The sequence below is a fragment of the Paenibacillus germinis genome, assembly GCF_013141785.1.
GTDB lineage: Bacteria > Bacillota > Bacilli > Paenibacillales > NBRC-103111 > Paenibacillus_E > Paenibacillus_E phytorum.
Genome location: NZ_WHOC01000183.1, coordinates 253,294 through 278,572, shown reverse-complemented (window position 1 = coordinate 278,572; position 25,279 = coordinate 253,294). Strand labels below are relative to the sequence as shown.

Below are 25,279 nucleotides of genomic sequence, written 5' to 3'. Positions count from 1 at the left end.
GGCATCAGGCTCCAAATGTGGATTGTATAAAAGGTGCTTCATTCAATTTAGGCTTCTGCTTTTGAATTAAGATATTGTACCATACCCGTAAAGAGATGATAATCATCAGAATGACTACAATACCGAAGAAGATCGTCAGCCCTGCATCAATATAGTTATTCGTCACAATCTGATGCATGACATCCATGTTCTTAGCAGGCGCGATGACTTGGCCTTTGTTAATTCCTTCTTGGTATTTCTTTGCTGCCGCTAAAAACCCGATACTTGCGTTACCGGAAAATGCTTTTTGGAAGCCAGCGGTCAATGTCGTCACGGAGAGGAACACAAAAGGAAGGATACCTACCCAAGCGTACCGGGCTTTGCCCATTTTAATCATAATCGTTACAGCTACGGCTAAGGCGATGGCAGCTAGCATTTGATTCGCGATCCCGAATAACGCCCATAAGGAATTGATACCCCCGAATGGATCGATCGCTCCTTGATACAAGAAGTAACCCCAAGCCGAGCAAACAAGCAGCGAAGCAATGAAATTGTATTTAAAATCTTTCGTTTGGCCAAATGGCTTGTAGAAGTTACCGATCAAATCCTGCAGCATAAACCGGCCAACACGCGTACCGGCATCTACTGCTGTTAGGATAAAGACAGCTTCAAATAATATTGCGAAATGGTACCAGAATGCTTTGGCTCCATTTAGGAACGTTGAAAAAATCTCAGCCATACCTACAGCAAGCGTTGGTGCCCCGCCTGTTCTCGAAAGGATCGTTTTTTCTCCGATTGCTTTTGCCGTGCTTGTAATCTGATCAGGAGTCAACGTGAAGCCCCATGATGAGATTTTGGCCGCGACGGCAGCCGGATCTGTTCCAATCACAGCAGGTGAAGAGTTCATCGCGAAGTAAATGCCGGGCTCTAAGGAGCACGCCGCGATCAATGCCATAACGGCGACGAAGGATTCGGCAGCCATACCGGCAAAGCCGATAAAAGGCGCATGACTTTCTCTATCGATCATTTTCGGAGTCGTACCGGAAGAAATCAAGGAATGAAATCCGGAAACCGCGCCGCAAGCGATCGTAATGAATAGGAAAGGGAATAAGTTACCGGAAAATACAGGCCCGGTTCCATCAATAAACTTGGTCACCGCCGGCATTTTCAGATCCGGTAAAAGGACCATGATGCCGCCAGCAAGTAAGATGATAACACCGATTTTCAGAAAAGAACTCAAATAGTCACGCGGCGCAAGAAGGACCCAAACCGGCAAAATAGAAGCAATTAGGCCATAGACAACCATCAAAATGGCGATTTGCGGAGCTGTGAAGGTAAACATTTGGGACAGCATAGGACTTTCCGCTACGTACTGTCCTGACCATAAAGCAATCATCAACAAAACGAAACCAATGATGGAGCCCTCGATCACTTTACCAGGTCGAATATAACGCATATAAAAGCCCATAAATATGGCAATCGGCATGGTCATGGCGATCGTAAACAAGCCCCACGGTGATTCTGCTAGCGCTTTCACGACGACGAGTCCAAGTACGGCTACGATAATAATGAGAATCGCTAACGTTGCAATGGATGCTAACGTACCGCTGAATCGACCGACTTCGTCTTTGGCCATTTGCCCCAGTGACTTTCCATCCCGACGCATGGATCCAACAAGGGTCACAAAGTCTTGTACACAGCCAGCAAGAACGGCCCCGACAATAATCCAGAGAATGCTGGGCAAATACCCCATTTGCGCGGCTAATATCGGACCAACAAGCGGTCCTGCTCCGGCGATGGCCGCGAAATGATGGCCAAAAAGGACATATTTATTGGTCGGAACGTAGTCTTTGGAATCGTTATGAACATGGGCTGGGGTTGCCCGTTGATCATTTAACTCGTAAATTTTCTTAGCAATGAACCGACTGTAAAAACGGTAACCAAAAGCATACGTACAGATAGCGGCAATGATTAGCCAAGCTGCCGAAATTTTCTCGCCATTCGAAAGCGCGAGCATAGCGAAACCAGCTGCACCTAACGCTGCAATCGCACCCCAGAGCACATACGAAGTAAATTTGTTTTTCATACCTATCACTCCTAGTAAGTGTTTTCTTCTTCAATTGACTATTGGTTGATAACGCTTACAAGGAGTATAGCTTGTTTGGTTTCCGAGTGAAACAGCTGGAACGCATCATGCCATTTTGGGGCCTTATGATGTTAAATTTCGAGTTTCAAACGCAGCAGCTTCACATAATTTCGGCTAACAGGTATGCAGCTTCGCCTGGCGTCATCCATCAGCAGATTGTAAGCGCCGTTGACCCAGGTCTTCATCTCAGCAATGGAAGCCAGGTTGACGAGATAGCTTTTGTGGCAGCGAAAAAAACCGAATGGCTCCAACTTTTGTTCCAGCTCTGATAATGTGTAGGAAACGCTATAGGCTTTATCACGAAGATGAACCTGTACATGTTTAAGTTCTTTGCTGATATACATGATATCCTTCGGTGACACATAGGTAATACCTTCATCCAATTCTAGCGCTAGCTTTATACTTGTCATTCCGGTGGAAGGATGGACTAGGACGCCTGATCCGTTCTGCATGCGAACTTTACGCAGCTCTCGGAAGACGATAGCTATATCTTCTTCGTCGTAGGGCTTGAGCATATAATGAAAAGCACGCAGCTTAAACGCATGAACAGCATATTGATCGTACGCAGTGGAGAACACAACCTTCACCTGCGGATTGATCTCTCCTACGATTTCCGCCACTTGAAGCCCGTTAAGATCCGGCATGTCCATATCGAGAAATAAGACATCCGGTGCTTGCTCTTTTACCTTCTTAATTGCATCCATTCCGCTGGAAGCCGGTGTCACCTTGTCTACATCTTCGCACTGCTCTAAGAGATATACTAATTCTTCCCTTGCTGGCGCTTCATCATCAGCAATCACGATATTCCAGCCCACCTACCATCACCTCACCCAGAATCTTATTTTTGTGCCTTCGCCTGATTTACTCTCTATCTCGAGCGGATGCTCTCTTCCGTAATGGTAGAGTAGCCGCTGTTCGATATTCCGCAATGCCATACCGGCGTGTTCCCCATGACTGTGAAGCCGGGCAGTTTCTAGGCCAACTCCATTGTCCTCGACAGTAATACGTGCATGTCGCTTTCCATCGTCCAGTTCCTCCTTCACAATAAGCTTGATCACACCGATTCCCTTCCTGTTTTTGATGCCATGAACAATGGCGTTCTCGACAAGAGGTTGAATCGTAAAAGGTGGTATCTGATGATCCAGTAACCTTTCATCGATTTCAGCATAAAATTCCATTTGATCCCCAAGACGTGATTTAATCAAACTAAGGTAAGACATGACCAATTCATATTCGTCACGTATCGTAATCATCCGCTGGTTACTATGGCTCATGTTTTTGCGCAAAAACTTAGACAAGTGCATCACCATCTGACGGGCCTCTTCCGGTTTAGTACGAATAAACGATTTGACTGTATTCAGCACATTAAACAGGAAGTGGGGATTCATCTGCGCCTGCAGCGAACGAATCTCCGCATCGGCCAGCAGCTGCGACTGTCTCTCGGACTCGACAAACGCATACTGCTGAGAAAGCAGACCGGCAAGCGAGGACAACATTCGTCTACGAGATGGATTATCATCCTGCTCTCGTTCGAAATACAAGCGAAATTGCCCAATCGGACGCTGATTCGGAATATGAATGAACAGGTCGATCCAATGCTTTGTTTTTCTTCCTTCCGCTACCCATGCCGAGCCATTCTTGCTGAAAAATGCACCAACGGCCTTCATTTCCTCATTCAAAACTTTCGCGATTTCACGTACCGCCTTCTCGAATTCCAATCGCCAAAGCGGCATCGTCATATCCGCGATTTGCAGTGCTTTGTGAGCATGCTCTGCGCCGATGCGATCCTCTTCTCGCTCCATCGTGTTGTACAGAACGAAATAAAGCGCCACCCCGATGCTGTTAGCGAGGGTCTGAGGCAAACCTATGAGCGAAACCAGGTTTAAAGCATCCCCCCAGGGCTTAGCTAGCGCTAGAATGAGTGCCATTTGCAGAGATTCAGCCATGAAGCCTACAAGAAAGGCGAGTTTAATCGACGACACCTTGCGGAAGCGTTTCTTGAACGCATTGCGGCAAAGTCCAGCCAAGACACCTTGCAGAATAGGCGCAATCATACAGGCTACGGCAACAAATCCACCCAAGCTGTATCGATGCAGGCCGGCTGCGACACCAACGATGAACCCGCTTTTCACACCGCCAAGCAAACCGGCAATGACGACACCAACGGTTCGTGCATTGGCTATGGCCGCTGTTGGGGAAACTTCGCCGATCCATGGAGCCGGTCGATACGTATAGTCGGATACCGTCACACCCGAGTAGGTGGCTAGAATTGCATAAGCAGTGAAAAAGAAAAGAAAACGCCATTGATAGGTCCTATTACCTTGATAGCTCATATAACTGCGCATCCAACGGCTGCGAGAAAAGGCAAAAGCAAGTGCTATCAAGAATCCAACCCTTTCAATCATATCGACGAACAACTGAAGCATCTTTCACACACCTTTTTACATTCTTTTAACTTCTTTTAAAATAATCCTAGCAGAAATCGGGTGTCCTTGCAGTAACTTGTAGGCAAACTCCAAAATTCGATTTTAGAGTCGTTCAGCAGCTTTGTGAAGGAAGATCGAACATAAACGTAAAAGACCCGAGAGAAGCCACTTTTTTCAAAGTGTCCATCCTCCGGGTCTTTGCTCGGTTTGTAGAAAACATGGTCCTTATTCCGTGCACTCCCGAATATCGGGAGGGTTTATGCATCACTCACTACTAGCTTGCGGCACCACATTTTGCTTATATTTCAACGAAGGCACCATAATGAAGACTCCGATTAGAAACAAAGCTGCACAAGTGAGATAAATCGTTTCAAGCGAGAAAGAAGCTTTGATACTTCCAGCCAAACTCATTGTGATGACCATGGCACCCATGAACAATGGATTCAGAATACCATTCACACGACCCACGAACGACTCCTCCGTGTTGCCAAGAATCATTGTATTGATACCAATTTGAATAGCAGGCATAACGAGACCGGACATAAATTGCATCAAAAGTGCTACCCATAGTAGATGTGTCATGCCAATAACCGCAAACGCCACGACACTGACTGACATCCCGAGTATAAGGAGCCCTTGCGACGACATTTTTTTGGAAAAGCCCATCGTCAAGCCTCCGCCGATAATCATCGCGACACCATTCGTGGCCATAAACCATTGCAAGTTCTCTTTAGGCAAGCCTAAATTTTCTGTAACAAGGAAGATACCAAGCGGACTGATTAGACCAATCGCAAGACCGGCAACGGCAAAACAGCCTCCCAAAGTGACAAGCATTTTATTCTTGAGCACATACCGGAAACCTTCACCCATCTCAGCAAAAATATGCGTGGATGGTCCAGCGGATCCTTTTTCAGCTTTACGGTCAGATGGTAGAAACGTTAGGACAAGAGCGGAAAGCACGAAGCAAATTCCCATGATTGCTATAGCGACTTCGATTCCAAAGGTATAGTACACGAAAGTCCCCATAATTGGACCCAAAATCATAAAGATAGCCATCATCGATTGAAATAATGACATCCCCATTTGCATTTGGGATTCATGCACATGAACCTTGAACAGCTTCATCCCGGACGGCTGAGAGAATTGGGACAGGATGGACGACACTAATGTGGCAAAAAAGATCGCCTTCCATGAACCATAATACAGGGTAACCATAATGACAAACACCGAGGCAGCGCTGAGAATATCGCACCAGACCATCGTGAGCTTAGGTCTCCATCGATCTGCAAAGGCACCGCCAATGAAAGAGAAAATAAATATCGGCGCAAACTCGGCAACAGAAATCAAGGAAACCGAGTAAGGATCGTTGTTCGTCATGTCGGTTACATAGAGGAGAATCGCGAAATTACGAATCCAAATCCCGATTTGGAGGAAAAGACCCGATAACATAATGGACTGCACGAAACGATTAGCAAAAAAAGATCGCATCGTTGGCGCAGAATTAGATACGGTTTGAGACATAGAAAAAAAACACCCCTTCGACAATAGATTGGTCTATAAAACGTCAACTTCATTCCGACGTAATCGGAACCAAGAAAGTTTCATAAGCCTCATCAAATGTAACGAAAAAGGTGTCTAACGTCTAGTGCAATTTGTCATATGACCGGTCATAAAGTGAAATGACTTAGCGTCCATCCCTCGACATGAGCAGGGCTGCGCCTACAGCTCCTGCGGAGGAACCAAGAGCGGATGTTACGAATCGGACCGGGCTAAGAATCGAAGGCAGACAGCGATCCTCGATAACTTCACGCATCGGACCCAGGAGCGGCTCGCCGATGTGCGAAGCTCCGCCGCCAAGAATGACCACCTGCGGATTGAGCAGGTGAAGGATGCTCACGAGCCCGATGCCGAGGGCTCGTCCCGCTTCGCGCAGGATGCCGCTTGCTTCGGCATCCCCTTCCGCGGCTGCGGCCGCGACCAACCGCGCATCGACGCGGTCTGGGTCGCCTCCCGCAAGCCTTGTCAGGGCGCCGGCTGCATCGCCGTCGCCTCCCGCAACGCGGCGCACATGTTCGGCGCCGCGGCGGCCAATGGCGGTGCCTGACGCGTAGAGCTCCAGGCACCCCACATTCCCGCAGAGGCAGCGTGGCCCATTTCCATCTATGGAAATGTGGCCAAGCTCCCCTGCGTTATGGTTGACTCCGGCGATCAAGCGGCCGCCGGAGATGATGCCCCCGCCGATCCCCGTGGAGATCGTCACGAAGATACAGTCCGGCGCGCCCTCGCCCGCGCCGGCCAGCCATTCGCCAGCCGCTGCGGCGGTGGCGTCGTTCTCGAGCCGGACCTCGCAAGCGAAGCGGTCCGACAACACGGCGGCGACGGCAACGTCGCGCCAGCCGAGATTCGTGGCGAAGGTGACGACACCGTTCGCCGTATCGAGCGTGCCCGCGGTGGCGACGCCAATACCGCGCAGAGCGCTGCGGCTGCCGGGCACAGCCGCGAGAATTCCCTCGATCAAGTTACCCAGTCGATCGAGCACAGCTACCTCTCCCTGCTGCGCAAGGGTGGGGATCTCTTCTCTTGCGATGATGCTGCCATCATACGCAACCAAGGCGGCCAACATCTTCGTGCCTCCCAGATCTACCCCAATAAAGTACTCCCGAACGAAGACATCTTGTTCTCCCCCAACTTGTTCCATGCTTTTACCCTTTACAAAAACATCTTGCTGATTGTCTTGCTCCAATGTCATCTCTTTTTCCCCTTTCCCCATCAATCTAACCTCCAACCAAGCGGATACTCCTCCGACAATGTCACAGGCAGCCTTCCAACCGCTTTCTCTTTCCCAAGAAGCACATTCGCGAGAGAAACCATCGCAAGCGGACGGTTTTCATAACATGCATAATAAGTCTTTACCTCAGGAAATTCAAGTAAATCATAAGGATTTCTCCCGGCAGCCACGATAACATACGGTTCTTTCCTTTGAACTAATTCTTTAACCAACCTGGTTTGTCCTGCTGAGAATGTTGCATTATATGTGACAATGACAATTTGCTTGTTACTCTCACAAGCTTCCAGAACCGATGCAATCTCCGCATCCGAAGGATATAGCCCCAAGTAAACCTCCTTAATAAGCTTTCCGGCTATCTCAGATAAGACAATGCCCAGTGTCCCGCTCCGTTCCACAACTTCATCAATCTCAGTTCCCGTTTGTACTTCCGTCCAAATGACCAAGGTCGGCTCGTTCAGATCCAGCACTTTACCTACTTCATCCTTAACCCTTGTAATACTTTTACGGCTCAGTTCTTTGGCCAGCAGTTGATGCTCGGGTGTAGAGATAGGTTCGGTCGGGATGGGTTCTAACGTATCATATCGAATCTCTCGCTTATATTTATAGGTCATAATCCGCAGCACGGACTCATCAATTCGCGACTCCGGAATCCGTCCACTTTCCACCGCAGCAATAACCGCTTCAATTGCAGACACTTGGCGATCCAGCAAATGACTAACCAGAATCAGATCCGATCCAGCTTCAATGGCACGAAATGCTCCTTCCGCCACACCAATCCCTTCTGAGATCGCCTTCATCTCCAGGCAGTCTGTTACAATTAACCCTTTGAAATGAAGCTTCTCACGAAGCAATTCCGTTAAAATGCGATACGACAACGTCGATGGAACACCTTTCTCTTCCAGTGCCGCGAAGACGACATGCGCCGTCATAATCGCGTCTACACCACCTTCAATCGCTTTAATGAAAGGGGCTAGCTCTAGCTCCATCAATCGTTCCATACTATGTGGCACAACGGGAAGGTCATGATGAGAATCCTCTGATGTATCACCATGCCCTGGGAAATGCTTGACTGTGGCTATAACGCCCATATCCTGCAAGCCTTTCACCGCATGTGTGCCCAAATCACCCACTAGCGCAGCTGTTTCACCATAAGAGCGCACGCCGATAACAGGGTTTAATCGATTATTATTGATATCTAAACAAGGGGCGAAGTTCATGTTCACGCCCATTTGGCGTAATTCTTTACCCATCACTTTGGAGCTGGCATAAACACCCGCGGGCGCAAAAGCAGCCCCTAAAGCCATGTTCCCTGGCAGCAGAGTTGCTCCTTTTTCAATACGGGAAACCATACCTCCCTCTTGATCTACTGCAATGAATAACGGCTGTCCGCCGCTGCGGAGACTTATCGCTTGCAATTCGGCTGACAAATGAGCCAATTGGTGCGCATCATTTACATTTCGACGAAAATAGATAACACCGCCAAGTCCATATTCCTCAATTAATTGGGTAATGGACGCATTGGGTTCTAAAGATTCAAAGCCGCAAATAAACATTTGACCCACTTTTTGACGCAAGGTTAAAGGATGTTGGTTATTGGGCGATGAAGATGACATAATGACACGCTCCTTGAGTAAGTTAAGATTTAATGCTTTCAATGATACGTTTCTGCAAAATAAAATACATCAGCACGACTGGAATAACACTAAACATGATTGCCGCGCAGAGCGAACCGTAGTTCATATTCAATTGGTCGTAAAAGGCTACCATGCTCACAGGAAGTGTCCTAAACTTTTCCTTCGCTAGAAACAGATTGGCCATCATAAACTCATTCCAATTGCTGAGGAAATTGAGCATAAAAACCATGACGAGTGAAGGTAACGTAATTGGAATAATGACTCGCCACAAAAGTCCATAGATCGATAATCCATCCATAATTCCCGCTTCTTCTAACTCACTCGGTATGGATTTCAAAAAAGCACTAAAAATAAACACAGTCAAAGGTAAACCCATCGTTATATAGGGCAGGATCAAGGCTAGCGGTGTGTTGTATAAGTACATGCTGCGAAGCAGCATATATAAAGGAACAAGCAAGGATCCCGCGGGAACAAGCAATGCGAGCATCAATATACGCTTCAAGAACTTGCTTAATCGTGGAAATTCCATTCGTGTTAAGGCGTATGCCGTTGCCGAACCAAGAAGTAGTGTTACCATGGCGGATATCACAGAAATCACCAAACTGTTCGTAAAATAGTGACTTACATGTGCTCCAGTCCAGGCATTCCAATAATTCGAAAAAGAGAGTTGCTCTGGAAGGGACCACGGCGAGGCAATGATTTCTTTATTAGTTTTAAAAGAGGAGTTCAATACCCAAAGAAGAGGAAACAAAATAATGCCTATGTACAACATGAGTACAACATGCAGGAAGACACGGCGATAGGGAATTCCCTTCAATATCGCACCTCCTCCTGCTTCCTTGTGAACCAGCCAAACAAGGATGTTAACATGCCGGTTAAAAGGAGAATAAGTACGGCAATTCCATTTGCATACCCATATTCACCAATGCGATAAGCTTTTTTATACATATAAGTGGCCATCACTTCTGTAATCCCATACGGATTGCCGCCAGTCATCACAAAGACGATGTCTAAGGCCTTCATAGCTCCAGTAATCGATAGCAAAATCATGACCATGATGACGGGACGCAGCAGCGGAAGCGTAATCGACCAAGCCTCTCGCAGGCTTGTCGCCCCGTCTAATTCAGCCGCTTCCAAGATATTTTTGGGGATTGCATAGATTGCCGATAAAACCAGCACGGCATAGAATCCAATCCACTGCCATGCGTTGGTAACAAGTACAGAGAGCATCGCTGTCGCTTCCTCTGCTAACCAAACGTGCTGCCAAGTCAGTAACCCTACAGCTTCCAATGCTTGATTGAGCAGCCCCGCCTGCGGGTGATAGATGAACCCCCACAATACACCAACCACAGCTGTAGAAAGAACTGTCGGGAGGAAAATCATCGTTTTGTAGAAGCTAGTCCATCGCCTAACTTTGCTCACCAGAAGTGCTAAACCGAGTATAAAGGGGATTTGCAATCCAACTGAAAAACCAATGAAATACAGGTTATTCCGCACTGCAACCCAGAAATATTTGTCTTGAAAAGCAGTAACGAAATTATCCAAACCATTAAATCTCGCCGGCGAGACTCCGTTCCATTCTGTGAATCCGTAGCGCAGCGACATGATCATGGGATATAAGAAAAAGATCACGAATAGCAGCAGTGTTGGTAACGTAAAAATCGCATAAGCAAATGGGTTTCTTCCTATCTTATTCATGTCTCATCCTACTATTTGGTATGGGTTTCTTCCTTATTCGAAGCCTCTTGCTGCTTCTGTATGTCTGCCATTAAGGTGGATGGGTCTGTTCTTCCGCCTATTAATTCTTGCATACCGCGTTCCAATTTTTCTCGAACTTTCGTTTGAATGCGTGAGTCGAATGCGGGGAAAGCACCTTTACTGCTTGCAAATACATTCAAAATTTCCGTAATGAGCGGGTTTACATTGCTCGTATCCTGCAGCTTCATGGCAGGTGGCATACCTTCTTCGACGAGCTGTCTTTTTTGCATGGATTCATTATACATTTGCCTGATAAACTCCTTGATGGCCACTAGCTGATTTGGCGTCACTTTTTTAGAGAATCCATAGGCATTAGACCATCCTCCATTGATATAACCATCTCCTAGGCCCCCCATAGCTGGGAAACTCATGAAGCCTACATCCTTTACGATGGATGACTTCTCAGGGTCAAGCAGCGGCGTATTCGCCCAACTGCCATCGAACATGAAAGCCGCTTCACCGCTGCTAAATTTATTTTGCTGCTCGGCATAGGCCAGTGCTAAGCTGCCTTCCTGGAGATACCCTTTTTGAATCAACGTATGATATTTCTCAAAAGCATCCACAACATCCGGATCCGTCCATCGTTTACTTCCATCCAATAAGCCCTGAACAGAATCTGGCCCGGCCGTGCGTACCCACATGGTATTACTCATCATGTTAATGACCCATGAATCTTTAGCCGCCATCGCAAATGGCGTTATTTTCTGTGCTTTTAGTATCGCGGCAGCAGCGAGCAGTTCCTCCCACGTTTGAGGTGGTTTTATTTGATGATCCGCCAAAATCCTTTTGTTATAGTACAAGCCCTCGACGTACCCTGCCATTGGAATGCCATAAATTTTACCGTTAACCGTAAATTCCTCGAAGCTATAAAACTTATTGATTAATCCAAGCTCATTCAGGATAGGCGTAAGATCAAGCAGCCTACCCGCTTTGACGTAATCCTTCGTATCCGTTCCGCCAAACAAGTCGAATATTTCCGGTGGATTCCCAGCTGCCATCTCCGCTCTCAGCTTCTCGAAACGATTGACCTTATCCTCCACCCCATCTAACGTAATCGATAAGCCAGGCACCTTCGACTCCGTTGCTTTCACAACATCCTGCAGCATCGCGAAGCGCTTCTTCTGCGTATCTTTCACCTGCGTATGACGAAGTGTCAGTAGGATCGGCTCTCCTTTTGTCCCCGAGGGGTCGGGAGTCTCGCCTGCATGAAGGCTTTGTTCATTGTTCGAAGTTAAGCTGTTGCAAGCAGACACGATGAACGTCATAGCCACTACCGCTGCTACCGAAATCAACGTTCCTTTTCTCATATTTATTGATCTCCTTTTTTGCTTGCCATCTAAGTATAAAATAACGGTTGTTTGTCCTAAAGACCGACAAATTCCTTATAAAGGGGCAAAATCCTCTACTTTGCTTCTTTGCGCTTTTCGCGAAACTCCGATGGAATCTCGCCAGTAAACTTTTGAAATACTTTGGTAAAATATCGCCGTTCGATGTATCCTACTGATTTTCCGATGTCCGTAATACTTTTATCACTGTGGAGCAGCATCGACTTCGCCAATTCCATCCGATGTTTCGTGACATATTCAACGAAGGTTTCTCCAAAATGCTGCTTAAATAATAAACTAAAATAGCTGGAGCTAATCCCTAGGGAGCTCGCTATATCCTCGATCCCGAAATCATTTGAATAGTGCGTTCTTATGTATTCCTTCGCCGCTGTCATGAGCAGTTCGCTGTTTTTCTTCTTATTCGTCCCCTCCAGCCCAAGTGCTACAAGCTGTACCATAACCTGAAGCAAATGTTGAATGCTCTCGCTCTTATCCAGTTGACACCAGATCTGTTCTTCCTCCTGAAAATCAAGGGAATTCATTTCTCGCAGTTCGCGGAGCAGATGAAGAATGAGGAAATGCAGCATCTGATAGGCTCTGGCAAAGGAGCTGTCAGACAAACCTTCAAGCAGTAATTTCAAGCGTTTTAAGGCATCTTCCGTTTTGAGACGGTTCAGCTGTTTAAGACCTGTTACAATTTCCTCTACTAAATACCATAAGGAGCTGTTCGCATCAGCTGGCTCTCTGGACTCTTTATACAACAGCACGGATTCCTGCTTCCCCAAATTAAGCTGCATGAATCGCTGAAGCTTCCGATAGGCCTCAGAGAGCTGACGTAGTCCCACCGCTGACGGGAAGATGCCGACACTAATGCCTAATTTAACCGATTGGGAAACGTTATGCTGCAGTTGAGCAGCTATTTCATTTAACTTCACCAATGCAGTGCTTTCGCCCTTTTCATCCCATTGGATGATTACACACCACTCGCCTTCTCGGATCTGGAGTACTGTGAACTTCAATTTCTCATCCGTTAACGAATCTTGTAATACATTTCGTACTGCGAAATTCCATAGTTTCCGCTCCTGCTCGGTCCAAGGCAGTGATTTCTGTGAGTAATCATCGACATCGATCATCGCAAATAAATAGGTCAATGTTTCTAGGTCCATATCATCAATCGGAAGCAGCGTCTTCGGCGTAATTTCCGTATAATTCATCAAAACGTCCTGCAGGATCTTCTCATAGGCCAAATTTTTCATTTTTCCCCACTTTTGCTGCTCCTCTTGCTCACTTAGCTTCTTAACCCTGATTTCATTCGCCAATTTGCTTATAGAATTCTCTAACTCTTCATAGTTAATAGGCTTCAATATGTAATCGCTAACGCCAACTCGCATCAACGAGCGTACATATTCGAAATCCTGATAACCCGTCACCATAAGCACCGTACAATTCTCATTGATATCACGCAGCTTCTGAACGAACGTAATCCCATCCATTAGCGGCATACGAATATCACTCATAACTAGATCAGGCACATGCTGACTGCTAAGTTCCAGTGCTTCCACACCGTTTTTGGCCGTTCCAACAATATCAATCCCCAGTTCATCCCAAGGAATAACCGCCTGCAAATTACGCAAAATGTTAGGCTCATCATCTGCCAATATCGCTTTTAGCCTCATAAGCCTTCCCCCTTATTTTTTGGGATCACGATCTTCATCGTCGTACCGTGACCTTCTTGACTGCAAATGAACATGCCATAATTTGCGCCATATTGGATCCTGATACGGTCAGCTACATTGCTGACTCCAAGTCCTCTTCGCTCTTCATTTGCGCCCAATATTTCGTGAAATGGCGTCTCAAGCTCTGTTTTGTAATGGAATTTAGCTAATTTCTCCGCACTTATACCGATGCCGTTATCCGTCACATAAAGAGCAATCCGTTCTCTTTCATCCACAACCTTTATGGCGATCATGCCCATATAATCAATGGGTTCAAAACCATGCTGCAAACTATTCTCTACCAATGGTTGGAGAGTAAGCTTGAGAATGCAATAATCCAAAAGCTCAGGCGGAGCTTGAATGTCATATTGAAATTGATCTTCAAATCGGAATTCTTGAATTTCGAGGTAGCTTTTCAGATGCTCAAGCTCTTGCTTTAGTGAAATCTCTTCTCTGTTTTCCATTCCAATGCGCAGCAGATTCCCAAGTCGATACACCATTTGACTGACTTTCTTCCCTTGATTTTGGATCGCTAGCACATTGATGGATTCGAGTGTATTAAAAAGAAAATGCGGCTTGATCTGGGCTTGCAGCAGCATAAGCTCGGCCTTATTTTTACGGTCCTGCTGACGTTTGACTTCTTCCAGAAGATCCTCTACACGCACAACCAAGCTGTTGAATCCTCTAGCGAGAGCGGACGTTTCATCCTTCCCGCTTTCCTCCATGCGAGTCGTCAAATCACCGCGTTCAACCTTTTTCATTGAGGAAAGCATACGCAAAATCAACTGAACAATTCGCCTTACGAAAACCAGATTGTACACAAGTGCAAAAAATAAACAGACGAACGTAATCCCAGCGACCAGCTTCATAATCGTCTCAATTTCCCCGGCCACATACTTCCAGGAGGTGATTGATACGACGCTCCAATCCTGAACACCCATCTGATTAATATTTAAATGATAGAGTGAGATTAAGCTTTTTTCATTCTGAAAATTCGCCTGGAAACTGTTATTGTTTAGCTGCAAATCCAATTTGCCGGGCAGCAGTTGCAGCACATTGGCACCTTCTAGATTTTGCTTATTATCATAAAAAATAAGTCCGCTTTTGTTGACGAGTAAATAACGCTTCGAGCTTTCCTCATTCGTATTGAATGATTTGAAAATTTGATCAAGCTCATTGAATTTGAACTTCAGCAGCATGAACCCCAGGTTGTCCATCGTCCAGAAATCTTTGACCAATCTCGCTTGATAAAATTCCCCGCGGCCCGTCCCGAACTCCTTATATTCGGAAGGTCCAATCCAGAGTGGGCTTCCGTTCAGTTCCTGTATGTGCTGGAATGCGGTACTTTGCGTCAGCGCTGTCCATGGCAAAGCGCTTCCACCCCCGCGCCCCGCACTAAACGATTTGCCGGCATTATTATATATCGCGACGGACTGCACAGGTGAATAGGTCAATATGGAGCCGCGCAGCAAGGTATCAAAGGTATTCAAGTCATAAGACGAGAGCGTGTTTTCATTCGGCTTCACCTCATCGATCGTTCGATAAATACCCTGAATACTCTCTTTTACCATCCAAAAGTCCGAAAAGTAATTGGCTTCCTTGAACATGTAATAAATATTACGGGAAATCGCCTGCAAAGTGACCTCGGTCAAATCGCCGTACTTCTTCTCAATTAGCTGCTGAGATACCGTATAAACTGCGGAGCCTAGTACGAACAAAGGAATAATAATGAACATTAAAAAACCGATAAACACTTTTTTGTTCAAATTCATCGTCGAGGCAGACTCCTTCCAAACCGAATCAGGCACCATCCTAGTGTTGGCGCCTTTACATTGCTTACTATTGATTATAAATGACCCGCATTTTATGATCCTAGGGATAGGTTTGGATGCAATAGGGATAAAATCCTCTACTCCTTCGATAGATGAATCTCAGGTTCCACGATGACCTCAACATTTCCTTTTAAAGCTTTACTGATCATACAAGTCTGCTCAGCACGATAGGCGGCTTTGCTTATTTTATCCGTAATCTCTTGTGAAGTATGAGCTGGGATACAGATTCGCGGCCGGTGAATGATTTTATCAACCTTCATTGCTGGACTGCTATGGACGAATATCTCTGAGTTTAGCTCGATTGTTAAAATGCCTTGACGCTTCAGCAGCATGCCGAGTGTGATTAAATAACAGGTCGCTGCCGCGCCAAGCAGCATCTCCTCAGGATTCGTCCCTATGCCAGGACCATCTAATTGGCTTGGCACTGATATGTCCGAGACCAGGTTACCCGCTCGGATGTGACCTGTGCCGTCCAAGCCTCCGGACCACTCCGCTTTTAGTTCAAAACGATGCTCGCTCATAGGTTTTTGAGCCTCACTTTCATCTATTCCTTCGTGTCCGAGTTTATTGCCGTTGAAGAATTTTGCGCTTGCGAGACCTTCGATTGATCTTCGTCCCCAGTGCTGCTTATATGTAGACCAATTACCCCTAAGATGATGAGAACAATGGAAATCACCTTCAGAGTAGAAACCGATTCATTGAACCACCAGATACCGATTATTGTGATAAGTGCTGTCCCTACACCAGACCATATGGCATAAGCCAAACTGACATCGAGCTGCTTCAGAGCCAGCGTCAGCAAAGTGAAACATAGAATATAGCAGATGCCCATAACAATAGCAGGACCTAATCTTGTAAAACCTGACGACATCTTCATGGCCGTCGTTCCTACGGTTTCAAATAGTATTGCCAGCAGTAAAAAAGTCCAATTCATATTCCAAATCATAGCAACCATCCTTTACATATACACTGTTAATTATAATTGTAAAGGAATGCGCTTTGTTTCACCAGTAAGCAAAAATCGTTCTCACTCCTGGTGTCAGGACGAGAACGATTTTATTTTTTTACAATAGAAAAAGGCCATCCTTATCCCTAAAATAGATAAAAACAGCCTTATACTTGCTATCATTGATATCTATGAAAATGCATAATTAATGTGTTGGAATCAAAACAATGAAAGCCCTACCTCTCTTCCATCCTTGCGGCTCCAATGACCGCGCCAGTACGAATTGCTTAACAAACACCTGCTGCCGAAACACTTGACGTAGCCTCGGGTTTACCATAAATGAGCTGATTTTTACTGCACATTGGGAGAAAAACAAACAAGGAGAGGGGGTTACTTTCTTCTCGCTAATCGTTCGTGTGGGGTAAATGAGGTTTGGTTTTAAGTGTTTATATGGTTCATTTCAATCAATTCATAAATTATATATGGAATAACGCGAAATGTCAACATACAGATGTACTTATTTTTCAACATTTTTTTCTTTTAGCAGTCGTACACACCAATCTACGGGGCTGCGCTTTTGCTTAGCGCATCAAAATTTAAACCCTAACTTCTTACATTCAAACATGTTAACCTTAACTCATCATCAAAGCATACTGCCTAACTTCACCACTTAAAACAGAGTTACCTGCCATCGACCAATATACATTCAAAAATGAAGGCTGATACTATCTCTTTAAAGGTTCTTATGATATTATCTGTTTAAGACAATAGACATGTAGCACATAGAACAATTGGGTTCAATAGACACATACACTTACACATTCACTCTAAAATACGGCCGTGAAGCACACGCCGCTTTTCGAGTTCAGCACTTTGCTGATCTCGAAAAGCGGCTTATTTATTTCTTTGGGAGGTCATCTATAATGAACGATATTATGAACACTACACATGAAAATTACCTATCTCAGCATCTAGCTATCCGAAAAGGGGAACGATTTCGAAGACTCAAAGAAGGCCACGGTCATGCTGAAAAAGCATTTCTTCATCAGGTTTGGTGGCCAGCTTTCGGTAACTTTAACGACCTACACCCCGAGTATGAAGTGAAAGACTTTCGCGATGGAACTCGATTCCTAGACTTCGCTTTTCTACGTCACTCCCTTAAACTAGCCATCGAAATTGATGGTTACGGTACACACTCTTCCCAAATAAGCCGCACTCAATTTGCCGACCAATGCAATCGCCAAAACCACCTCATTATCGATGGATGGAAAATTCTACGCTTCTCATACGATGATGTCAAAGATCGCCCTCGCATGTGTGAACAAACCCTGCAGCAGTTTATGGGGCGTTACCTCGGCGGAACGTCGCCACAAAACTTGAGGATGAATTACATAGAAAAAGAAGTGTTTCGCTTTGCACTTACACTAAGTAGATCACTTACACCTCAAGATGTATGCGATGTTCTTTCCGTAGAAAAACAAAAGGCACGACTGATTTTGAAAGACATGCTAGAAAAAGAGTTGATCCAAATCGCAGGTAAAGGAACAAAGCGAATTCGCACTTACCGTCTTACGCCCGCGGTACTTCAAAATTTACATATTTTTAATTAATATGACACTTTAAGCATGTTTTTCATCTTTATGAAGTTACTTTCTCGCAATCCCCTCACTTTAGTGATGAAATTCATCGTCTCAGCAGACATTAGGACGATTCTGCACGAATCCAACTACTTTAAGCATGTTTTTCATCTCTATGAAGTCACTTTCTCGCACCTCCCACACTTTAACGATGAATTTCATCGTCTCAGCAACTCATCCAGAGGATTTGGCCGTATCCACCTACTTTAAGCATGTTTTTCATCTCTATGAAGTCACTTTCTCGCACTCCCCTTACTTTAGCGATGAAATTTATCGTCTCAGCAACTCATCCAGAGGATTTGGCCGTATCCACCTACTTTAAGCATGTTTTTCATCACTATGGAGTCACTTTCTCGCACTTCCCACACTTTAGCGATGAATTTCATCGTCTCAGCAACTTATCCAGAGGATTTGGCCGTATCCACCTACTTTAAGCATGTTTTTCATCACTATGGAGTCACTTTCTCGCACTTCCCACATTTTAGCGATGAATTTCATCGTCTCAGCAACTCATCCAGAGGATTTGGCCGTATCCACCTACTTTAAGAATGTTTTTCATCACTATGGAGTCACTTTCTCGCACTTCCCACACTTTAGCAATGAATCTCATCGTCTCAGCAGACATTACGGAGGTTCAGGACGGATACTCCGATTTTAAGCGTGTTTTTCTCACTATCAAGTCACTTCCACGCGCTCCCCACACTTTAGCGATGAATACATCCGTTTCCGCGGCGGCCCAAACAAAAAAACCGCAGGCAAACCGCCCGCGGTCATCTCTCTACACCGTAAATTTCTGCAAAGAAATTTGTAATTCCTCGGCAAGTCCTGCCAAGGACTTGGCCGAATTCTCAATTTCCTCGGTCGTCGACATTTGCTGTTGGCTGGCAGCCGATGTCTCTTGACTGACGGAAATCCCTGTTTCCGAAACAGCACTCACGATACCCATCACTTGTTCTATGCGTAAATTAGCATCAACAAGTTGGTGAATATTCGTGTTCACACTCTCCACTTTCGCATTCACTTTCTCAACGGATGATTCGATATGGACGAAGGATTCTTGCGCCTTCCCCGAAATTGATAAACCAACTTCCACTTTGCCTGCTCCTGCATGCATGGAACTTACAGCGTGATTGATTTGTCTTTGAATCGTGGAAACAAGCTGTGTAATGTTGCGTGCAGACGATGATGATTGCTCAGCAAGCTTACGCACTTCTCCTGCTACAACCGCGAAGCCGCGACCCGCTTCACCAGCACGTGCTGCTTCAATTGCAGCATTCAAAGAGAGAAGATTCGTTTGAGTAGAAATTTCGTTGATCACATTGACAATCTCACCGATTTTGTATGCATTTTTACCTAATGCTTCAATCACATCGTTGACTTCGCGAACAGCATCGGAGATTTCCGTCATTTGACCGGCAATCGAGACAACGGATTGTTTGCCGTTTTGTGCGGCTTGGGTTGCTTGTTCTGCGAGCTCAGCAACCTCTTGGGCTGACTCATCAATGAGCTTCGTACTTGTAAGCATTTGGTGAACAGCCTCGTTCGCTTGATTCACGCCAGCAAACTGCTTATCGAAATCTTCGGATAGCTTCTGGCTGGATGCCGCTACCTGCTTCGCAGCCATGGAGCTTTGCTCCGAACTCGCTAGAAGTTCTTCTGAACTCGCTGAGAGTGTCAACGCATTCTCAGCAATTTGTTTGACTAAGCTGCGCAAGCTTTCGGTCATGACATTAAAGGAGCCTGTTAATTTACCGACCTCATCCTCATAAGGATAGTCACCTTTTATAGAGAGATCACCGCTCGCCGCTTTCTCCATATGCTCTTGCAGTCTGCGAATTGGCATCGTAATAATCATATTCAAAGCGAGTGCATTTGCTGTCATTACGATGATTGCGATAACAATGGTAAGGATAATGACCCAGTGAGAAGTCTTTGAGTCTGCGCTGCTCGAACGCTGAAATTGTTCAGCAGCAAATTCTTTGAGCAGAACCAATTTGTCCAATGCTTCAATCGTTTTATCACCTTGAGGTGAAACCTCATTGTTATACACTTGGTAAGCTACTTGATTATTTTGGGTAGCATGTTCAATCGTTCTAACGATAACATCGCGGTACTTCAGATTCAGTTCCTCAAAGCTTTTAAAAGCATCAGTTTCCTCTTGATTTAAAGCAATTCCCGCTAGTTTAGTAACCAACTCTTTATTCTTGGCACTGTTTTCATCTAATTTAACTTTTAATTTGACCTTGTATTTCACATCAGTCGAAAGCATCATCTCTAGCAGATTGGCTTCGGTTTCATTAAAATTTGACTTCAATTGATTAATCCATTTGACAGATAGCAGACTTTCCTCGTACATTTTAGTAGAATTACTAGACATCTTATCCATATAATAATAACCCGTAATACCTACAATTAGTAGGAACAAAATAGCGATAGCGTTCATAAGCAGCAGTTTAAAACGTAATTTAAGGTTTCGAAGGATGGACAGGTTAGCTCTCATATTTCTTACGTTCTTCAAGTTACCCGCATTCAATTTCGTTTTGAATTTCAAAGTCTCCCGTTCTCCTCCCGAGTGATAGATCTTGTAGTCTAACTACTTGTCCACTGCACTACTAAACCATTTCATTTCCATGATGTAATAAAACCTTACACAAAAGATTTTAATTAACCTACGGTTTATTCTACAAAACAGCGTTCCCGATGTAAAGACAAAATTAGGTAAAAAGTATCATATTTCGTATACAATTTATTCCATTTTCAGGATAGATCGGAGCTAAATGAAATGAAGTTGATCGGAATTATCGTGAATCCTCTTTCGGGGGATGGTAGAGGAGCTAGCATTTGGAGAGAAATAGAGACTTATCTACAGTTAAACCATATCTCTTATATGGCAAAAATAACGACAAAAGCAGGAGAAGCCACTGAGCACGCCATCACACTTGTTCAAGAGCACCGTGTCGATAAGCTGATCGTGATCGGTGGGGATGGAACGATTCATGAGGCAGCCGGAGGGTTATGGCAAATACAAAATACCGGATTTAACTGTCCACTTGCGGTCATTCCTGCTGGAACAGGTAACGACTTCGCCAAGGCTTATGGCATTCCTACTCAACCTATACAAGCCCTGGAAGCCGCATTGTCGGAGACTACGAAAGTTCAAATTGATCTTCTGCGTACAAAGAACGGAATGATTGCTGTGAATAGCATTGGGGCAGGTTTCGATGGCATGGTGGCTAAATTGACAAACGAGGCTGGCTACAAAAAAATTCTCAATCGCATTGGACTCGGTAAGCTGTCCTACTTTATCTCGATCCTAAGAGTGTTCGCCACTTATCAGCCTTGCACAGCATGGTTAGAAGTTGACGGCACGGTTCATGAATTGCCAAACATGTGGCTGACAGCTGTCGCCAATATCCCCTTTTACGGTGGCTCCATACAAATATGCCCTGCTGCCTCTCCTCACGACGGCGTAGCCGATGTTGCCGTGATTCAAAGCAGAGGGCGATACCGATTGCTGCCGATTCTTTTCACAGTTTATCAAGGTAAGCATATTCATCATCCCGCTGTTTCTTTCTATAAAGGGACGTCGATTTCACTAAGTACACAAATTCCTTTACTCGTCCAAGCGGACGGGGAATTCTCCGGATCAACACCGCTCCAAATCGAGATTGTACCTTCTGCATTAACTGTTATCGGGTCATTTCTGAGTGAAGGTTAACTTACACGACGATTTTCAAGCGTTGACGCTGTATTATCAGGTATCCTACGAAGCCAGCAAGTATAACAGCAATTCCCATGATCGAGATATCAGGTGATAAACCATCCTTGGATATTTGTGTATATATACCTACACCTGCAAGCATCATGGAATTTTCGAGGAAATTTTGAACAGCAATTGTTTTGCCTGCCCCCACCATTCCCTGTCCTTTATCTTGAAGTACTGTATTCATCGGTACGATAAATACGCCGCCGCTGAAGCCTACGAGAAGTAGAAGACATATGGTGAGATATAAGTTAGTAATAAGCGGGAACAGCAATATACTGATAATCATGACAATCCCAAATACATAGGAATTATAATATTTACGTGCCGGAATCAATTTGGGCGTCATGAGTGCTCCAACCATAATACCTATGCCTGTGACGGCAACGAGCATCGAAATCTGATCAACAGACTGTATGCCTAGATGCGCCGGCACCCATGCGATAATCGCAAGACGGACGACGGAGGAAGTCATCCAGAATGAACCCGTACCTACCAGAGAAAAGCGAGTCGTGCGATCTTTTAACAAGAGCTTCATATCCGTTAGAAATGCTCTGGCCTCTTTGACGTAGCGTATACTCGAATTGCCTGAAATTCTAGGAATTTGCAGCGTTAAAAGTAATGAAATCAAGTATAGCGCGAAGCAAGCAACAATAGACCCAGTAAGCGAGATTTTCGCCAAAACGCCGCCACACACAGAGCCAATGAGAATAGCCATAATCGTATAGCCCTCAATACGTGCATTGGCTCTCAGCAGTTCGCTTTCCGAATGCGTAAGCGAAGGCAGGATGCCATATTTGGCAGGTGAATATACCGCGGCTCCTATCCCGACAATTCCGTAACTGACAGCAGGATCAAGATGTAGGAACAGGGCTATAATTCCAATGGCTTTGATGGCGTTTCCGACGAGAAGGACCTGTGATTTCGCGTTTTTATCTGCAAAGGCCCCAACGAACGGTGCGAAAATGACGAAGGCAATAAGAAAGCAGGCTTGCACAACGCCAATATAATAATCAGGGAATGCCTGTTGTTTAATGATCGCCAAGGTAATGAAGAGAATCATATTATCGGCAAAAGCGGAAAGAAATTGCGTCACATACAGCGTCTGAAGTGGATTCATTTTCATAACTTTTCGCTCCTTTTAGGTTTCCTGATGATCCTTCAAAGCCGATCGTTTGATCGTCACATAGTCTACTTTTCCACTTCCTAGAAGCGGCAGTTTTTCTGCATAACGAAGCTCCGAAGGCATGTAGAAGGAGGGATGACCCTGCTGTTTCATCGACTCTCTGATTTGCTGAAGCTGGACACCGGGGATATTATGATAGACAACAATTCGCTCCCCTTTTCGCATATCTGGCACACTAACCGCTGCGCATATCGCCTCAGGCGGCAAGCTTGCAGTCACAAGCTCCTCCACCATCGGCAGTGACACTTTCTCCCCACCAATTTTGGCAAAAGACTGCAACCTTGCTTGAATCGAGATATACCCTTGATCATCCATTTGAACAACATCTCCGCAGCTATACCACTCTGGGCATGGGACGAAGCCTTGACCATGAATGAGATAACCTTTCATCACATTCGGCCCCTTCACCAACAAGTTACCGCCAAGCTCAATTCCTTCCACCTTTTCCAAACGGTAATCCATACCTGGCAGGATTCGCCCCACTGTACCCTTCTTTGCGTACATAGGTGTGTTAAGCGAAATGACGGGCGCTGTCTCCGTTGTCCCGTACCCCTCTAGAATACGAATCCCGAATTTATCAGACCAGGTTTGACGGACTTCCTCCTTCAACTTCTCAGCACCAGCCACGACATATTTCAGCGAGTGGGCAAAATCATACGGATGCGCGGTTCTCGCATAAGCCGATAGAAAAGTTGAAGTCCCAAACAGAATCGTAATATTGCGATCGTAGACTAGCTCCGGAATGACTTTATAATGTAAGGGATTAGGGTAAAGCACCACTTTCATACCGGAAAGGATGGGCAGCATCGTTCCTGCGGTCAATCCAAAGGAATGAAACATCGGCATCGCGCCAAGCACAATATCCGACCCGTTAAAGGCAATTACAGCCTTAGCCTGCTGAATATTAGCAAATACATTGCGGTGTGTAAGGACGACCCCCTTCGGTTTACTCTCACTGCCTGATGTAAAAAGAACAACTTCATTCTTTCCGGAGCCAACAGGTCCTTGAACTTTCCGTAGATAGTGAAAAATCCCGACACATTTATGTTTAAAAGTGATACTTTGTTTAACATCTTCGAGATAAACAATCTTGAGAGCGCCGCTTGCGGTATCGATAAAATCGGCAAGTCCCGCTTTGTCGATGAACGCTTTGGACGTAATAATCGTCTTCACAGCGGCTGTTTCGCAAGCATCCAACATCGTCTGCTTACCAGCCGAATAATTCAATACCGCCGGTGTTACTCCTAATCGGAATAATGAAAACAAGGTGACCACATGTGCAGCAGCATTAGGCAATAAAACTGCAGCACGGTTCTGTTCCTTAAGAAGCTGCTTTAGAACCCCCGCCATCGTATACGTTGTGAGCAGTAATTTGCGGTATGTTAAAGCGGAGTCACTTATGATGTCTTCACAAATAACCGTAGAAATGCCATGAAGTTTAGCAGCTATCAGCATCTCGTTGAATAAATTAAGCTCAGGCTTCATCCGGCTGTCCAGCAAATGATTCTGCATGCGGCTGCGAATGATATCCGTTGCCCGCTCCTTCTGAATTCGTCTCGAGATATGTTCACTCATGGGTACTTGAAAAGCTTCGCCAAACGTGATGCTCACTGCCGGAAACCAGAACTGCTTCAATTTGCCGCGAAGATAAGATAGCTTCGAATGCTCCAGTCCATTGATCGCAATTGGCTGCATGCGTGCCTGTGATCTCAGCGCAATGTAGCCAATCCCACCATATACCTTCATCATGCCCCCGGTTGTTGTGATTCGTCCTTCCGGAAATACTACAAGAGGCGTTCCGCTTTGAACGGTTCTGAGCATCGTCCGTACCGAGTAGGGATTCAAAGGATCTACCGCGATATTCGTCCGAAAAAGGAGCAACCAAGCAAACTGCTTTGCAATCTTGGTGTTTACTACAAATGCCACTTCCTTCGGCAGGATCAAAGCTAAGAGCACAGCATCCAGTAAAGAGACATGATTAGGAATAAGCACCGTTTTCTCCGTCAAATCGAGCCGCTCCATCCCCCTAACTTTAACCTTAAAGCTTGTCATCAAGACTGGACGCAATAGGGGAAGCAACAGCTTTAACAGAGCAACAAACAACCATTTGATCATTGGGACTCCTCCTAAGAGCTTTGCTTTAG

Annotated in this window: 18 protein-coding genes; 2 read left to right on the top strand and 16 right to left on the bottom strand. The window is 45.4% G+C overall.

The window, feature by feature from the left end:
- Positions 1 to 4: 4 nt before the first annotated feature.
- The 13 genes from GC102_RS36475 to GC102_RS36415 all read right to left on the bottom strand — a co-directional run bounded on the left by GC102_RS36475 (position 5) and on the right by GC102_RS36415 (position 16,549).
- The gene (locus tag GC102_RS36475; protein ID WP_171693827.1) at positions 5 to 2,065 is read right to left on the bottom strand and encodes a carbon starvation CstA family protein; all 2,061 of its coding nucleotides are present in this window, start codon (positions 2,063 to 2,065) and stop codon (positions 5 to 7) included.
- 131 nt (positions 2,066 to 2,196) lie between these two features.
- Positions 2,197 to 2,940: a LytR/AlgR family response regulator transcription factor gene (locus GC102_RS40460; RefSeq protein WP_171693826.1), complete on the bottom strand. Its 744-nt coding sequence runs from the start codon at positions 2,938 to 2,940 to the stop codon at positions 2,197 to 2,199.
- A 6-nt stretch (positions 2,941 to 2,946) separates the two neighbouring features.
- On the bottom strand, positions 2,947 to 4,551 hold the full coding sequence (locus GC102_RS36465) for a LytS/YhcK type 5TM receptor domain-containing protein (protein ID WP_171693825.1): 1,605 nt from the start codon (positions 4,549 to 4,551) through the stop codon (positions 2,947 to 2,949).
- Positions 4,552 to 4,815: 264 nt separating this feature from the next.
- Positions 4,816 to 6,072: an MFS transporter gene (locus GC102_RS36460; protein ID WP_171693824.1), complete on the bottom strand. Its 1,257-nt coding sequence runs from the start codon at positions 6,070 to 6,072 to the stop codon at positions 4,816 to 4,818.
- 163 nt (positions 6,073 to 6,235) lie between these two features.
- A complete protein-coding gene (locus tag GC102_RS36455; RefSeq protein WP_171693823.1) occupies positions 6,236 to 7,321 on the bottom strand; it encodes an ROK family protein in 1,086 nt (361 codons plus the stop codon).
- Entirely contained in the window at positions 7,321 to 8,952 is a 1,632-nt protein-coding gene (gene nagZ / locus GC102_RS36450) for a beta-N-acetylhexosaminidase (RefSeq protein ID WP_171693822.1), read from the bottom strand. The genes GC102_RS36455 and nagZ overlap by 1 nt, the downstream gene beginning before the upstream one ends.
- A gap of 22 nt (positions 8,953 to 8,974) precedes the next feature.
- Positions 8,975 to 9,790, bottom strand: a complete 816-nt coding sequence (locus GC102_RS36445; protein ID WP_246321311.1) for a carbohydrate ABC transporter permease — start codon at positions 9,788 to 9,790, stop codon at positions 8,975 to 8,977.
- Positions 9,787 to 10,671 carry a carbohydrate ABC transporter permease gene (locus tag GC102_RS36440; RefSeq protein WP_171693821.1) on the bottom strand — a complete coding sequence of 295 codons (885 nt, stop codon included), beginning with the start codon at positions 10,669 to 10,671 and terminating at the stop codon, positions 9,787 to 9,789. The genes GC102_RS36445 and GC102_RS36440 overlap by 4 nt, the downstream gene beginning before the upstream one ends.
- Positions 10,672 to 10,682: 11 nt before the next feature.
- Positions 10,683 to 12,038 (bottom strand): extracellular solute-binding protein, encoded by a 1,356-nt coding sequence (locus GC102_RS36435; protein WP_171693820.1) that lies wholly within the window; start codon positions 12,036 to 12,038, stop codon positions 10,683 to 10,685.
- A 95-nt stretch (positions 12,039 to 12,133) separates the two neighbouring features.
- Positions 12,134 to 13,732: a response regulator gene (locus tag GC102_RS36430; RefSeq protein WP_171693819.1), complete on the bottom strand. Its 1,599-nt coding sequence runs from the start codon at positions 13,730 to 13,732 to the stop codon at positions 12,134 to 12,136.
- Positions 13,729 to 15,543 (bottom strand): sensor histidine kinase, encoded by a 1,815-nt coding sequence (locus GC102_RS36425; protein ID WP_171693818.1) that lies wholly within the window; start codon positions 15,541 to 15,543, stop codon positions 13,729 to 13,731. The genes GC102_RS36430 and GC102_RS36425 overlap by 4 nt, the downstream gene beginning before the upstream one ends.
- Before the next feature lie 137 nt (positions 15,544 to 15,680).
- Positions 15,681 to 16,124 (bottom strand): OsmC family protein, encoded by a 444-nt coding sequence (locus GC102_RS36420; protein ID WP_171693817.1) that lies wholly within the window; start codon positions 16,122 to 16,124, stop codon positions 15,681 to 15,683.
- Positions 16,125 to 16,147: 23 nt separating this feature from the next.
- Positions 16,148 to 16,549: a DMT family transporter gene (locus GC102_RS36415; RefSeq protein WP_246321310.1), complete on the bottom strand. Its 402-nt coding sequence runs from the start codon at positions 16,547 to 16,549 to the stop codon at positions 16,148 to 16,150.
- 923 nt (positions 16,550 to 17,472) lie between these two features.
- Here GC102_RS36415 and GC102_RS36410 point away from each other — a divergent pair.
- A complete protein-coding gene (locus tag GC102_RS36410) occupies positions 17,473 to 18,159 on the top strand; it encodes a DUF559 domain-containing protein (RefSeq protein ID WP_246321309.1) in 687 nt (228 codons plus the stop codon).
- Between the two features lie 805 nt (positions 18,160 to 18,964).
- Here the strand turns inward: GC102_RS36410 and GC102_RS36405 are convergent.
- On the bottom strand, positions 18,965 to 20,737 hold the full coding sequence (locus GC102_RS36405; protein WP_171693816.1) for a methyl-accepting chemotaxis protein: 1,773 nt from the start codon (positions 20,735 to 20,737) through the stop codon (positions 18,965 to 18,967).
- Positions 20,738 to 20,968: 231 nt separating this feature from the next.
- On the opposite strand from GC102_RS36405, the gene GC102_RS36400 reads away from it, so the two are divergent.
- Entirely contained in the window at positions 20,969 to 21,904 is a 936-nt protein-coding gene (locus tag GC102_RS36400) for a diacylglycerol/lipid kinase family protein (RefSeq protein WP_171693815.1), read from the top strand.
- A 1-nt stretch (position 21,905) separates the two neighbouring features.
- Here the strand turns inward: GC102_RS36400 and lplT are convergent, their stop codons facing one another.
- Both lplT and GC102_RS36390 read right to left on the bottom strand, forming a co-directional pair.
- Positions 21,906 to 23,075 carry a lysophospholipid transporter LplT gene (gene lplT / locus GC102_RS36395; protein WP_171693814.1) on the bottom strand — a complete coding sequence of 390 codons (1,170 nt, stop codon included), beginning with the start codon at positions 23,073 to 23,075 and terminating at the stop codon, positions 21,906 to 21,908.
- Between the two features lie 15 nt (positions 23,076 to 23,090).
- Complete coding sequence (locus GC102_RS36390) at positions 23,091 to 25,250, bottom strand: AMP-binding protein (RefSeq protein ID WP_171693813.1); 2,160 nt, start codon at positions 25,248 to 25,250, stop codon at positions 23,091 to 23,093.
- Positions 25,251 to 25,279 lie beyond the last annotated feature (29 nt).